The organism is Chryseobacterium camelliae, assembly GCF_002770595.1.
GTDB classification, from domain to species: Bacteria; Bacteroidota; Bacteroidia; order Flavobacteriales; family Weeksellaceae; genus Chryseobacterium; species Chryseobacterium camelliae.
In genome coordinates this window covers 1,078,800-1,092,455 of the sequence record NZ_CP022986.1, presented here as the reverse complement: position 1 = coordinate 1,092,455, position 13,656 = coordinate 1,078,800, and the positions used below count along the sequence as shown (strand labels likewise).

At 44.7% G+C, this 13,656-nt stretch carries 12 protein-coding genes; 6 read left to right on the top strand and 6 right to left on the bottom strand.

Annotated elements, in window-relative coordinates:
- Positions 1–2: 2 nt before the first annotated feature.
- Positions 3–1,163: a DNA polymerase IV gene (gene dinB / locus CGB83_RS04930; protein ID WP_100074802.1), complete on the bottom strand. Its 1,161-nt coding sequence runs from the start codon at positions 1,161–1,163 to the stop codon at positions 3–5.
- Positions 1,164–1,224: 61 nt separating this feature from the next.
- On the opposite strand from dinB, the gene CGB83_RS04925 reads away from it, so the two are divergent.
- Positions 1,225–2,001 (top strand): XRE family transcriptional regulator, encoded by a 777-nt coding sequence (locus CGB83_RS04925; RefSeq protein ID WP_100074801.1) that lies wholly within the window; start codon positions 1,225–1,227, stop codon positions 1,999–2,001.
- A 159-nt stretch (positions 2,002–2,160) separates the two neighbouring features.
- On the opposite strand, the gene CGB83_RS04920 is transcribed toward CGB83_RS04925, so the two are convergent.
- The 3 genes from CGB83_RS04920 to CGB83_RS04915 form a co-directional block, all read right to left on the bottom strand.
- On the bottom strand, positions 2,161–3,006 hold the full coding sequence (locus tag CGB83_RS04920) for a transporter (protein WP_100074800.1): 846 nt from the start codon (positions 3,004–3,006) through the stop codon (positions 2,161–2,163).
- 430 nt (positions 3,007–3,436) lie between these two features.
- Positions 3,437–3,568 (bottom strand): hypothetical protein, encoded by a 132-nt coding sequence (locus CGB83_RS20580; protein ID WP_257790671.1) that lies wholly within the window; start codon positions 3,566–3,568, stop codon positions 3,437–3,439.
- A 170-nt stretch (positions 3,569–3,738) separates the two neighbouring features.
- Positions 3,739–4,287 (bottom strand): hypothetical protein, encoded by a 549-nt coding sequence (locus tag CGB83_RS04915; RefSeq protein ID WP_157761335.1) that lies wholly within the window; start codon positions 4,285–4,287, stop codon positions 3,739–3,741.
- A gap of 243 nt (positions 4,288–4,530) precedes the next feature.
- On the opposite strand from CGB83_RS04915, the gene CGB83_RS04910 reads away from it, so the two are divergent.
- Positions 4,531–4,890 (top strand): hypothetical protein, encoded by a 360-nt coding sequence (locus CGB83_RS04910; protein ID WP_157761333.1) that lies wholly within the window; start codon positions 4,531–4,533, stop codon positions 4,888–4,890.
- 225 nt (positions 4,891–5,115) lie between these two features.
- On the opposite strand, the gene CGB83_RS04905 is transcribed toward CGB83_RS04910, so the two are convergent.
- Positions 5,116–5,784 (bottom strand): hypothetical protein, encoded by a 669-nt coding sequence (locus CGB83_RS04905; RefSeq protein WP_100074797.1) that lies wholly within the window; start codon positions 5,782–5,784, stop codon positions 5,116–5,118.
- A 6-nt stretch (positions 5,785–5,790) separates the two neighbouring features.
- Positions 5,791–6,756, bottom strand: a complete 966-nt coding sequence (locus CGB83_RS04900; RefSeq protein WP_100074796.1) for a hypothetical protein — start codon at positions 6,754–6,756, stop codon at positions 5,791–5,793.
- Between the two features lie 630 nt (positions 6,757–7,386).
- Here CGB83_RS04900 and CGB83_RS04895 point away from each other — a divergent pair.
- From CGB83_RS04895 to CGB83_RS04880, 4 genes are read left to right on the top strand one after another with little or no spacing between them, the layout of a single operon-like run.
- The gene (locus CGB83_RS04895) at positions 7,387–7,722 is read left to right on the top strand and encodes a hypothetical protein (RefSeq protein ID WP_100074795.1); all 336 of its coding nucleotides are present in this window, start codon (positions 7,387–7,389) and stop codon (positions 7,720–7,722) included.
- A gap of 54 nt (positions 7,723–7,776) precedes the next feature.
- On the top strand, positions 7,777–8,865 hold the full coding sequence (locus CGB83_RS04890) for an efflux RND transporter periplasmic adaptor subunit (RefSeq protein WP_100074794.1): 1,089 nt from the start codon (positions 7,777–7,779) through the stop codon (positions 8,863–8,865).
- A 16-nt stretch (positions 8,866–8,881) separates the two neighbouring features.
- On the top strand, positions 8,882–12,001 hold the full coding sequence (locus CGB83_RS04885) for an efflux RND transporter permease subunit (RefSeq protein WP_100074793.1): 3,120 nt from the start codon (positions 8,882–8,884) through the stop codon (positions 11,999–12,001).
- Positions 11,985–13,439 (top strand): TolC family protein, encoded by a 1,455-nt coding sequence (locus CGB83_RS04880; RefSeq protein WP_100074792.1) that lies wholly within the window; start codon positions 11,985–11,987, stop codon positions 13,437–13,439. Before CGB83_RS04885 ends, CGB83_RS04880 begins: the two co-directional genes overlap by 17 nt.
- The last annotated feature ends 217 nt before the right edge of the window (positions 13,440–13,656 follow it).

The following is a 13,656-nucleotide window of genomic DNA, read 5'->3' as shown; positions in this document are numbered from 1 at the left end:
TATTATAATAGGTTTTTATGTTCAAAATCAAAGCCCGAAGCCCTGCCGACAGCATCCGCTCCGAAACGGTTTTTAAGACGGTCCATGGCCTGGTACAGGCTCATCTGCTCTTCGGTATCCTCAAAAAGGTTCATCTGGTATCTTCCGTGGACAAGATCGGTAAATCGCAGGCCGATAAGCCGGATCCGCATCCTGCGCGTATACAGCCGGTTGAAAAGTTCCAGCGCAACCCTTGACAGGGTATGGTCCGCTGAGGTATAGGCGACCCTGCTCTGTTTGGTCTCTGTATCGAAGTTGGCGTACCGGATTTTCACCACTATGGTAGAGGTTAGCCATTTCTCCTGCCTCAGCTGGTAAGCCAGCTTTTCCGACATCCCGTTCAGGATCCTTTGCAGGTCCGGGATATCGATGGTATCGGTAGCGAAAGTCTTTTCTGTGGAGATGGATTTGCGTTCGGAATAGGGGATGACCGGATTTTCATCGATGCCGTTGGCTTTCTTCCACAGTTCTTTTCCGTTGGCCCCGATCATCTGCTGGAGGACCAGGACGGGCATTTCAGATAAAGTATGGATCGTACGGATGCCTACCCGGGAAAGCAGCTGGAATGTGCGGTCGCTCACCATCGGGATTTTCCGGACGGATAGCGGGTTCAAAAAAGGCCGGATCTCCGTTTCCGCGATTTTCAGCCTGCCTTCAGGCTTGGATTCACCGGTCCCGATTTTGGAAACCGTTTTATTGGCGGACAATGCAAAGCTGACTGGGAGACCCACTTCCTTGGTAATGGATAACGCCATCTCCTGGGTCCAGCGGAAACATCCGAAAAATTTATCCATCCCGGACAGGTCCAGGTAAAATTCATCGATGCTCGCTTTCTCCATCAACGGAACTTTTTCCCGGATGACTTCGGTTACCGTATGAGACAGATTGGAATAGAGTTCATGATCGCCTTTGATGATTTTTGCTTCCGGACAAAGCCTTAATGCCATCCGGATAGGCATGGCAGAATGTACACCGAATTTCCGTGCTTCATAGGAACAGGATGCTACAACGCCCCGGTCTCCGCCTCCTATAATGAGCGGGATTCCCTTGAGGGCATCATTGTTACGCCTCTCGCAGGATACGAAGAAGGCGTCCAGGTCCATATGTACAATTGCACGGTTCATGGTACAAAACTAGATACTATTTGTATCATTTTTTGTATATTTGCTGATACAAATTGTATCAATGTCTATTTTTTCAGAAAACATCAGGTTTTTAAGGGCTCAGAAAAATATATCCCAGCAGGAACTGGCGGATAAAATTTTACTGAGCAGGGTGCGCTATTCCAAATACGAAGACGGGCGTTCCGAGGCTCCGTATGAGCTTCTGATCAGGATTTCAAAATATTTCAATGTAAGCATCGATCTGCTGCTGACGGTTGATATCCGCAAATATCCTCTGGAGGATATTTTAAAACTTCCGGATAACAGGATCGTGCTGCCCGTTATTGTGGATAAACTCGGGAACAACAGTATTGAAATTGTACCTCAGAAGGCATCGATGGGTTATCTGTCCGGGTACAGTGACCCTGAATACATTGAAAGCTTACAGCGGATTTCACTGCCTTTTCTGGTCAACGGTAAATACAGGGCATTCCCGGCGCAGGGCGATTCCATGCCTCCGTTTAAAGACGGATCTTATATCATCGGCAAATATGTTGAAGACATCAATGACCTTAAGACCGGTAAAAGTTATGTTTTTGTCACTTTAAACGATGGTATTTCCTATAAACGGTTTAAAGCTAAGAAAGGGAAATCTGTTACCGTAGCTGCCGACAACCCGTTTTATAAGCCTTACGATATTCCGTTAGGGGAAATTGTGGAGGTATGGCAGTATGCTTCGGGGATATTCCCTGAGGATTTTGAGCCTGATCATTATGAAAGTTACAATATCAAAGATATGTTCATGGAGCTGAGGAGAGACATACGCGACCTGGACGATAAGGTTTCAGGGATTAAATAACTGGTATGGATAGAGGAATAATCAAACTGCATGAAATTATTTGAGCAGTTTTCTAAGATAGGAACAGATTTTATTTTAACTAGATGAAAAAAGGAATCCTTACGCGACAAACCGTGACGCATTCATATTCAGAAAAATAAAATCTGTCTCGACTATTGATTACAGCCGGTAAGAGGCACCGACAAAATAATGTTTTTCCGCATCGTGCTGGAGCCCGTAATTGATTCCCGCATCAACCTTAAAATCCTTGGCTACTTCCATCTGGACCGCAGCATTAACGTAATTGGATAGATGATGGGCTTTGAAATCATAGGTATAATAGGTTTCTGCAATTCCCTCCACACTTTTTACCAGGGGATGGCTGAGAGTAAGGGTCTGCAGGAATTGCGTATGCATGGCCGGCTGGTCTGTATCTTTCAGCCTGTCAACTTCTACCTGCATCCCGATTTTCCATTCCCCGGGCAGTTTATAGAGCATTGGGACAATCAGCCCTCCTTCCAGGCGGCTTTCGTCGTCATATCCGGAAGTCGGGAGTTTGATGTAGGGCAGAACGGCTAGGGCAAATTTCCCATTGTCATTTCCTATCAGGTTCTGTTTTACCCTGAGGCTGATGTCTCCAAAGCCACGGGCTGTGGTTACAGCACCGGTAACCAGATCGGTTTCCTTCTGTATGCCGTAGGTTGGGAAACCTATCTGTATGGCAGTGGAGCCGGTAATTCCGATTTTTATGTTGGCATGATTGATCAGCAGGGTACTGGTCTTCTGCAGCTCAGTTCTTTCACGAACCAGGTTAACGATATCGGTTTCATACTGGAAATGTCCGGCATCCACAGTGTAGGGAGATTCAGTTACATCAGGACGGTCGGTTTCCATTTCTCTCATCAGTGCTTTCGGAACAGGTTTAAACAGCGAATAATGCGATTCGGCATTCTGCTGCTGTCCGGCACATAAAGAATGAAGCAACAGGGCAAGAACGGAAGTAAAAAAATATTTGTTTTTATTCATGGTTTCAGAAATTAATTAAAAAATTATTGGAGTACCTAGTATACCATATGGCGTTTTATGACAACTCTTGCCGGTTCAGGATTTTCCATTATCTGATCATCTGCGTAGTCAAAACTTCTTTGGCTTAGATGATATATATTAATTGCTCTGCCTCAAAAAAAGAGCCATGGTAATGAATAAATGTGATATGTGGTATTTTTTTTCATGATTTTTAATCTAATGATGAACTGGATTCATACTGCATTAAAGGATCCAAAAATGTATTTATCCGGACAATATGTATCAAAAAACGGTTCCTATGTTCATAGAAGCCGTTTTACAGATTATAAAGTTTGTTTTTAATCCCTTTTATGGTCACACATCTGGGTTTATAAATTAATCCTGATCACAGTATTACTATGGTCGGATTAAAATACACATTCAGTTACGGTCAGTCGCCTTTCTTATGCTTATGAGGCTTTAGCGACGGGTCGTTTTTAGGCGTTTCTTTGTTATCCCTTTGGCGCTTATCGGTTTCACCGGTAGATGCTGCTGTTTTCTTTGGTCCTGGTTTTATTCCCATAATGGTTGGTATTAAAGATTAGACATCAATGGAGCAGTGCTGAATTTCAAATCACTAACTTCCTGTATCTGTACCGCAAAAGATCAGCCAAAAGAAATTTTTAACACAGGTTTTTACAAAAAATGCAGGATTAAGTTCCTGCATATATATAAATTTAAAAATCTGAATTACTATAGCCCTACAGAAATTTTGAAGACAGGCTTCAGGTTAACTTTCAGCTCATCAAGGCTTAGTTTTGCTCCTTTTACTTCAAGAATCAATGAGTTTTGCTTGGATTTAAAATAGTCGATCAGTTCAGTATCCACGGTATTGATCACCAGCTGGTTCGGATTGGTGTTGTTTTCTACAGTACCCACCAGCACTTCCGGTAAATCAGGCGCTTTAATATAGATTTTGGCACTGTTAATCACATCGAGTTTGTTTCCGAGTTTAGAGCTGATATAATCTATGGTAAAGCCTGTAAGCTTGGCACTTTTCAGGTTGTTAATAGACAGCTTCGGATATTTTTCCTTAATGGTGGCATCAAGGTCTAAATTCAGGGCAATTTCCGGATAGCGCAGGTAAGAGCTGGTCTGTACTGTAGCAAAAGGCAGATCCTGCTCAACCGTTAACGGAATGTCAAAAGGCACCGGGACTTCTATATCATCTTTGTCGCAGCTTATTAATGAAATGCTCAGGAAGCACAAAGACAACATCAGTGTAAGAATTTTTTTAATCATAATATTTATTTTTTTTCCTTCCTGAACCAATTATATGCCAAATATTCAGGCTTTGACGAATTACCCTTTATAATACTGTATGCATGGCATCGGTATTCAGCCATGATTCACAATGTGGGTTTACAGTTTTATGATAATCCAAGATCTTGAAAAATAAAAGTATAATTATATACTAATATTTGAAAAAAATACTAACTCTGGCACATCTATTGTCCTATGCAATTTACATCAAAAAACAAAATTATGAACGATCAAAAATCTGAATTAGAACACGTTGAAAAAACAATTGAACTGGTAGAAACCGGTATTGAAAAAGAATCCAAAACCGGTGCTGCGCCAAACATCACCAGCTGGATCAAGCTCCTGAAAGACCGCAGAGGCTTTGCACCGATCCTGCACGATCTGGAGAAACTGAAAGAGGCCATGGCTGATAAGGACAACAAAAAAATCTGCAGCCTGCTTGAAAAATTAGGCAATGCTACCGTGGAAGCGGCAGAAAAAGCAGAAAACACAAAAGACAGCGCTTCCATTAAAAAGTTAGGAAAAGGACTACTTAAAGTTTCAAAATTAGCAGGGAAGCTCACCACAGAAAAGAGCAAGTAATGAAACCAATGATGAATATTGTATATTAATAAACCATATTAATCATAGCTTAACAGGAAGCCATTCAGATCATCTGAATGGCTTTTATTTATAGGGAACCGGCAGGAATTTCCGGTCTCATTTGGGAAACGATCGTATTTAAAGACCGATCCGTCAGAAAATTCTTTCTGTTGTATAACAGCCTAATAAAAATTATATCTTATCGGTTAATAATGAAGCAGCCTTTTATCTCTGTTCAAAAGATTTTAAGGTGCCGTCTTCATTATATTCAATATCGTAGGATGAACGTTCGTTTTGAATACTGCCCGGGTACCAATGGATTTTACCTTTCCGTTTTCCGGCATACAGGGTATAATCTTGCGATTGGCTTCCGATTTCTTTTCTTTTTTCTTCCAGGACATGATAGACATTGACTGCATGTTCAAAAGGGATCCTGTCCAGCGGGATAAGTTCCTCTTTAACATTATCATTTTTTGAAAGGACTACAGGTTCCGGCTTCTGCCACATCCCGTCATCATAGGTATATTCATCTATATACTCCGGGGTATCAGGGTTCTGAAGTTTGGTTATGATCCTGCCGTCATCGTAAAAATGGATGAACTGATAAATGAAAATCGGCTTGCCAGCAAACTGCGGCAGGGCACGGAGCTTGTTTTCCGCTTCCTGTAGCTTGTCTTTCTGAGAGGTGAAATAAACCGGTTTTTCCGGTGTCGCTGCTGTGCCCGAATGACCACTGTAAGCGGAGGGATAGGCAGCCGGGGTATTAGCAGCGTCTCCGGTACTGGATCCTGCAGTTTCGGCAGGGCTGTTTAAGGTATCATCAATGCTCTTTTTAAAATCTTTACAGCCTATGAGCATGATAGCCGCCATGGCGGCAGGTAAAAAGTTTTTCATTGGAATCTAATTGTTAATTTCATCAAAAAAGCTGAAGTTTTCAGGATGGTCAGGCAGATAGATGACTTCCTTCTGTTTTATGGAGCTAACCTGTGCGATATCCATCAGGGAAACGATCTGCTTTTTGCCGGTACGTATCAGGGTTCCCTTTTTATCTTTGAATTCAAGGGTATACTTTACCTGAGGCTGGTTATTGATGTAGGTCCCGGTCTGGGTAACCTCCACAATATCGGCAACGGTTACTTCCCCGAGGAATTTCAGCTTTAATCGTTCTGCGGTTGTTTTGTTCCCCATAATGAAAACTCTGATGATGAAATAGATGATGCCGGCAGCAAAAATGGAGGATGCCGGTATCACGATAAGGGGATGGGAGAGTTCCAGGAACCGCCAGCCCAGCCCGCCGCTTTCAGATGCATACGCGTATCTGTAATACAGAATGACTCCGGCCAATATGATAAACCACGGCAGGAACAGCATATAGTTCACTTTCGAATGGGAACCTTCCAGGAAAAAGTAAGGATTTCGCCTGAATGAAGGATCAATCCTGAGGCTGATGGATTTCCCGGGTGTAAACCTGTTCTCTTCAGGCCTGCTATCAGTAATGGTCATGGTATGGAGGATGCGGTGCCCCGAAAAATTAGTCATTTCCAGAATGATTTCACGCAATGCAGGCCCGGAACCATGTTCCCGGAGTACTTTTGATTCCCTGATCATTCCATCCAGTCTTTTTCCATACTGTTCAATGTACCTGAGGTTCCTTTTGGCTAAAATCCCGTTATTAAGAATCAGCTGCAGAATGAATACCAGCACAACTGACCATAACAGGATGCTCAGCACCAGAAAAACCAGGGCCAGCATCCCGTCGGGAGTATTATTGCTGGTATGGTAAGCATTGTAATACAGGATGCAGGGGTGTACCAGGATAAAATAAGCGATAAACAATCCCCAGAATGCGACAGCTCCGTACTTCATTATATAATTATCATAAGTTGTCCTATAACAAATATAAGCATTATAAGGGATTTCTTCCAAGACCTGAAGGATGACTTTACACCATTAGATTCCGGTTTCAGATATTGCAGCAGGAATTTTTGGGAGCGTTTGAGTGTTTAAGCGTTTGAGTGTACTAAAGTTTTAGAATGCATTAGGGTTGGGGCTACAATCATAATACGCATAGAGTTTTTCTGACCCATAAGAATCATAAAGATAAGAGCTTTAAAAACATAAGAACACATCAGTTTTCAAAAACCTACGGTTTTTACAATGCGTAAAAATCTGCTTGATCTGCTGATCCGCGATGGATTAAGGAGTAGGAGAGTTAAAGAGTGGGAGAGCGTGAGAGTTATAGAGCTGAGAATTACAGAATAAAATAGAGGTTTGCCATTTATGCGATAGGGGGCGAAGTGGTGGTGTCGGACCATTCTATCGATACTGAATCAATAAATCCTTTTATCGTCTGAAAGCTTAAAATATCTATGTAATTATGCTTATTTAACTTTGTGTTAAGTTTTTATTAACATTAATTAAAAAAAACTTAAAAGCAAATGCCTTAAATTTGTGGTCTTAAACATATTCATGTTTACAATTCGCAATTTCTACTAAATGTTATTGATCAGGTCTTTTATCGGTGTGTATCTCGTTATACTGTTTTCGTTTTTCAACTCGGACTGGGCTGAGAAATCACTGATGAATATTCCCGTGAAGGGAAATACGGTCAGCAATGGCATTAATCCTGTCGTAGAATCGTATTATAATGTAAAAGCTGTACAGGTTTATACCAAGAATTTCTTTAAGAATATCTGTGCTATGGCCCCGGCAGATACTCCGGAGAGAATGGCCGAACAGTTTTTAAATACGGAAGCCTGTACCAGGCTGATGCCTGCGCCGGCGGTATTCTGTGCCGTAAAATCTTACCTGCACCTGTTGCAGCTGTTCTGAGACGGGTATTGTCCCCCAATATTTTTCGTCGAACTTCAGTTATAAAATTCTATCATGAATACAAAAAGTTTCATAGTATGCATTGCTGCATTATTATGCGCATACTCATGTGTCAAAAGCAATACCAGTCACCATAAAGAAAATAAGGAAGTACCTGTATTTCAGGTCAAACAAAAAGATACCCTGATCAGCAGCCAGTTTGTAACAGACATTCAGGCCAAGAGAAACGTAGAGCTCCGCTCCCGTGTGGACGGGATTATCGATCATATCTACGTTAATGAAGGACAGTCCGTAAGGAAAGGTCAGCCACTGTTCAAGATCAATGATGCCGAACTTAAAATGGACCTCCTGAAAGCGGAAGCCCAGTGCAGGCAGGCAAAAGCCGACCTGCGCATTGCAGAAGTTGAGCTGAAGCAGGTCAAAAGCCTCTATGACAAAAGTTTTGTTGCAGGCAATGAACTGGAACTGGTGAAAGCCAGGCTGTCATCCGCAAAAGGTAAATACGCTTTTGCCGATGCAGAGCGGAAAGCCGTATTGCAGAAAATAAATTTTTCAACGGTAACCGCGCCCTTCAACGGCGTCATTGATGTCATACCCCACAAAGACGGAAGCCTGGTTACCAATGGTACTCTGCTGACCACACTTTCCCAGCTGGATGAGGTATATGCCTATTTTTCCATTCCGGAAAATCTGTATTTTGAGCTTTTGTCTAAAGATAAGCTGGGCAAACACCAGAAGATCCAGTTGGTGCTTCCCAACGGGATGGCCTACCAGTTCAACGGTGCCCTGAAATCAGCCGAAAGCGAGATTGACCGTGCCACAGGATCCATCCGCTACAAAGTACTCTTCCCGAATCCTGACCATCTCATCAAACACGGGACCTCAGGAAAGCTGACGATTTCAGAGGTAGAGAACAATGCGGTGCTGATCCCGCAGAAATCCACTTTTTCCATTCAGGACAAAACCTATGTCTTCAGGGTAGGAAAAGATAACAAGGTGAAGATGACCAATGTTACCGTAAGCACTTCCCTGAAGGATGCTTATCTGGTAGAAAGCGGCATCAGACCGGGAGACCGGATTGTGTTTGAAGGTACCCAGTCCCTGAAAGACGGCGACATGATCATCGTTAAAAAGAAGCTGTAACCCTAAATAATCAATTATGGTAGAAATGTTTATCAAGCGGAAGGTCCTTTCGCTGGTGATTTCCATTGTCTTTGTGCTGGTGGGGATTATGGCCCTGACGCAAATGCCGATTACGCAGTTTCCCGATATCGTTCCTCCGTCGGTAACGGTAACGGCCAAATATACCGGTGCCAATGCCGAAGTTTCCGCAGATGCGGTAGCTCTGCCACTGGAACGGGCGATCAACGGTGTGCCCGGCATGACCTATATGTCAACCGTTACATCAAATGACGGATTAACTGTCATACAGGTATTCTTTGAAGTGGGAACGGATCCAGATCTCGCTGCCGTCAATGTGCAGAACAGGGTAACCACAATCCTGGATGAATTGCCTGAAGAAGTGATCAGGGCCGGTGTTACTACCGAGAAAGAAGTGAACAGCATGTTGATGTACCTGAACATCACCAGCACGGATCCCAGTCAGGACGAGCAGTTTATCTATAACTTCACAGACATTAATGTCCTTCAGGAGCTGAAGCGGCTGGATGGGGTAGGACGAGCTGAAATTATGGGGCAGAAGGAATACTCCATGCGGGTATGGCTTGATCCCCAGAAAATGGCGGTGTACAATATTTCCACAGATGAAGTGGTACAGGCACTCCAGAAACAGAATATCTCCGCTGCGCCCGGAAAGGTGGGCGAATCTTCCGGTAAGCAGGCCGGGCAGCTTCAGTATGTCGTTAAATACAAAGGAAAATTCTTTGAGCCTCAACAGTACGGAGAAATTCCGGTGCGGGCTGATGAAGAAGGAACTATTTTAAAGCTAAAAGATATTGCCAAAGTGGAATTCGGGGCCATGACCTACGGCATGATTTCCAAAACCGACGGCCGGCCTTCCGCATCCATCATGATGAAGCAGAGACCGGGCTCCAATGCTTCCGAAGTTATTCAGAATGTAAAAGATAAAATGGCAGAGCTGAAAGCAGGTTCCTTTCCTCCCGGGATGGATTATAATATGGCCTATGACGTTTCCAGGTTTTTGGATGCTTCTATAAGCGCGGTTATAAAAACGCTTTTAGAGGCCTTTGTACTCGTGGCGATTGTTGTTTTCCTGTTCTTACAGGACTGGCGTTCCACCCTGATCCCTGTACTGGCTATTCCGGTAGCACTGATCGGGACTTTTGCCTTTATGAACATGCTCGGCTTCTCAGTAAACCTCCTTACTCTGTTTGCCCTTGTGCTGGCCATCGGTATTGTGGTGGATAATGCCATTGTAGTGGTAGAGGCAGTCCATGTAAAAATGGAAGAAGGATATCAGCCTATGGAAGCTACCATCATTTCGACCAAAGAGATCGCAGGCGCTGTGGTGGCCATTACCCTGGTGATGTCGGCAGTATTTATTCCCGTAGCATTCCTGGATGGCCCGGTAGGCGTATTTTACCGGCAGTTTTCCCTGACGCTTGCTATCAGTATCGTGATTTCCGGGATTAATGCCTTAACGCTTACCCCTGCTTTATGTGCGCTTATTTTAAAGCCTCATGTGCACGGCCGTAAAAAAAACCTGATGGACCGGGTCTTCGGTTCTTTCAATGCTTTCCTCGAAAAAGTGACCAACGGGTACGTAAGGATCCTATCTAGGTTTGCTACCAGAACGATGGTTACCTTCGGCCTTCTGGTTGCCTTTATCCTGCTTACCTGGGGGAGTACAAAGTTCCTGGCATCCGGGTTTATCCCAATGGAAGACCAGGGGATGGCGTACGTGAGCGTGACTACGCCGCAGGGTGCAACTGTGGAAAGGACTGAAAAAGTACTGGATGAAATTACAGCCATTGCCAAAAAAATGGATGGGGTGGAAAATGTGACGACCCTGGCAGGGTACAATGTCATCACGGAAATTGCAGGCTCATCTTACGGAATGGCCATGATCAGCCTTAAAGACTGGAAGGAACGGGGTGTATCGGTTAATGATTTCCTCAGGGAACTAAATAAAAAGACAAAGGGAATTTCCGATGCCGAGATCGAAGCGTTTGCGCCACCCACTGTGCCCGGATTCGGGAACAGCAGCGGCTTTGAACTCCGGCTTCTGGACCGTACCGGAGGAAGCATAGACCATATGGATGCTGTTACCCGGGATTTCATAAAAAAGCTGAATGAAAGCCCCGAGCTTAAGAACAGCTTCACCAGTTTCGATGCGACATTCCCGCAGTATATGATCAATATGGATTACGATATGGCGGCCAAGAAAGGGATTTCTGTGGATAATGCCATGTCTACCCTGCAAACGATGCTCGGATCCTATTATGCAACCAATTTCATCCGCTTCAGGCAGATGTACAAGGTAATGGTTCAGGCAAGCCCGGAATACCGCGATACACCGGAAAGCATCCTGAATTTATACCTGAAAAACGACAAAGGCGAAATGGTGCCGTTCTCCACCTTCGTCACGATAGAGCGTGTGTACGGACCTGAGGTGCTTACACGATACAATATGTATATGTCTGCCATGATCAACGGTGAACCGGCAGACGGGTACAGCTCCGGAGATGCCATTGCAGCCGTGGAGAAAGCAGCTGCGGAAACTCTTCCGAAAGGTTTTGAGATAGAATGGTCGGGAATGACCCGGGAGGAAATCCTCTCCGGTAATCAGACCGTATATATCTTCCTGGTCTGCCTCGTATTCGTCTACCTTCTGCTGGCGGCGCAGTATGAAAGCTTCCTTTTGCCAATGCCGGTGCTGCTGAGCCTGCCGACGGGTATTTTCGGGTCCTATATTGCGCTGCTGGTCTGCGGCCTGGACAATAATATCTATGCGCAGGTGGCCCTCGTCATGCTCATCGGGCTTCTGGCTAAAAATGCCATCCTGATTGTAGAGTTTGCCATTGCCAGCTATAAGGAAGGCAACGGGATCATTCCTTCCGCCATTGAGGGGGCCAGACAGCGTCTACGCCCGATCCTGATGACTTCATTTGCCTTTATTGCAGGGCTGATCCCGCTCTGTGTGGCTTCCGGGGCAGGAGCCGTGGGGAACCGTTCGATCGGGACCGCCGCTGCTGGAGGGATGCTGATCGGGACCGTTTTCGGGCTCATCATCATTCCTGGATTATACATTTTTTTCGCAACCCTTGAAAACAGAAAGAAGAATGAAACGACATCATAAATTCAAATCTCTGCTCTATGGTGCCGCAGTATTAATGCTGGCATCCTGTGCAGTACCGAAAGTAACAGCGGTAAAAGAAACAAAGCCGTTGCCTGAAAGAGCCGTTATTGCAGACAGCCTGAACGGTGGAACGAACTTTACCGGTATTGATCTTAAAAGCTATTTTACGGATCCGAAGCTGCTGGCCCTTTTTGAAAAGGTGAAAAAAGCCAATCCTGACTTTCAGATCGCCCGGCAGCGTGTCGCCATGGCCAACAGCCTGCTGAGGCGTTCCAAAACAGCAATGCTGCCCTCACTGGATGTAGGTGTAATCGTTTCCGGTGACCGCTACGGGAAATATACCATGGAAGGGGTAGGGAACTATGATACCAACCTTTCATCCAACATTACGGAAGACCAGAAAATCAACACGACTTTCACTCCGAATTACTGGTTGGGAGCAAGAAGCAGCTGGGAGATTGATGCCTGGGGAAAACTCAGGAACAGGAAGGAAGCTGCCCTGAATAAATTCCTGGCATCGGAGGAAGGGCTTAAACTCCTGCAGACCGATCTGTTTACCGATATTGCCAATCTGTATTACGACCTTATTGCCCTGGATAAAAGGCTGAAGATCTATGAGGATAACTATAACCTCCAGAAGCGGGCATTTGAAATCATTAAGGCACAGCGTGAAGTAGGGAAGGTAACTGAACTGGCAGTACAGCAGTTCAGGGCCCAGAATAACAACTGGCTGGCCGAGATCGAACATATTAAAGTGGAGATCGTTACAGTGAAACAGGCTATTGCAACGCTCACCGGGGTGTATGGCGGAGATGTAGAACGCAGCGATGTGCTTTTACCCACTGACTTCGGAATACTCAATTCGGACCTTAATGTAGATGCCGTTATCCACTCACGGCCGGATGTCATTTCAAACTATTATTCCCTCCAGGCCTCGCATGCGGATGCAAAGGCGGCAAGGGCAGCATTCTATCCTAAAATTGACCTCGGTGCCACATTCGGGTTGAATGCTTTTTCTGCGGGCACCCTGTTCAGGCCTGCTTCACTGGCGGGGCAGCTCCTGGGCGGGCTGATGGTTCCTGTGTTCAACAGAGGACAGCTGGAATATGAATTCAAAATTGCAGACAGCGAACAGGAAATAGCATTCCTCAACTACCAGAACAGCGTGACAACAGCATTCAATGAACTCCAGTCGATCCTGAAGCAGACCCGGATTTTCCACCGTGTCCTGGAGCTGAAGGAGGAAGAGGTGAAGCACCTGGATAAAGGGATCGAAGTATCCAATGACCTGTATATTACCGGCTATGCAAACTACTTTGAACTGATCAATGCCCAGAGAAGTAAGCTCCAGGCTGAGCTTGACCTGCTCAGGTTCAGGCATGAAAATACCCGGAATAATGTTTTGCTTTTTAAAGCATTGGGAGGAAGGTTGCAATAAATATCATTGACAGATCTATTTATTATGAAGGCTAAAAACAGCTTGAAAAGACAGAAACATTAATGATATCATCTGTTATTTCAGCCTTCCCATCATCGGAGGTTTTAAAAGTCACGGCTGTTTCCCGATGTGATTGGAGTCATATAGATTCTGCCGGCTTTTTACTAGATTTGAAATGATCACAGACCTTTAACGGCCAGCTGCGTGAACAGCCGGC

Coding starts and splice junctions, on each gene's coding strand:
- CGB83_RS04905 (WP_100074797.1), bottom strand. CDS start 5,784: ATGAAAAACTTTTTACCTGCCGCCATGGCGGCTATCATGCTCATAGGC.
- CGB83_RS04895 (WP_100074795.1), top strand. CDS start 7,387: ATGTTATTGATCAGGTCTTTTATCGGTGTGTATCTCGTTATACTGTTT.
- dinB (WP_100074802.1), bottom strand. CDS start 1,163: ATGAACCGTGCAATTGTACATATGGACCTGGACGCCTTCTTCGTATCC.
- CGB83_RS04910 (WP_157761333.1), top strand. CDS start 4,531: ATGAACGATCAAAAATCTGAATTAGAACACGTTGAAAAAACAATTGAA.
- CGB83_RS04925 (WP_100074801.1), top strand. CDS start 1,225: ATGTCTATTTTTTCAGAAAACATCAGGTTTTTAAGGGCTCAGAAAAAT.
- CGB83_RS04880 (WP_100074792.1), top strand. CDS start 11,985: ATGAAACGACATCATAAATTCAAATCTCTGCTCTATGGTGCCGCAGTA.
- CGB83_RS20580 (WP_257790671.1), bottom strand. CDS start 3,568: ATGGGAATAAAACCAGGACCAAAGAAAACAGCAGCATCTACCGGTGAA.
- CGB83_RS04920 (WP_100074800.1), bottom strand. CDS start 3,006: ATGAATAAAAACAAATATTTTTTTACTTCCGTTCTTGCCCTGTTGCTT.
- CGB83_RS04900 (WP_100074796.1), bottom strand. CDS start 6,756: ATGAAGTACGGAGCTGTCGCATTCTGGGGATTGTTTATCGCTTATTTT.
- CGB83_RS04885 (WP_100074793.1), top strand. CDS start 8,882: ATGGTAGAAATGTTTATCAAGCGGAAGGTCCTTTCGCTGGTGATTTCC.
- CGB83_RS04890 (WP_100074794.1), top strand. CDS start 7,777: ATGAATACAAAAAGTTTCATAGTATGCATTGCTGCATTATTATGCGCA.
- CGB83_RS04915 (WP_157761335.1), bottom strand. CDS start 4,287: ATGATTAAAAAAATTCTTACACTGATGTTGTCTTTGTGCTTCCTGAGC.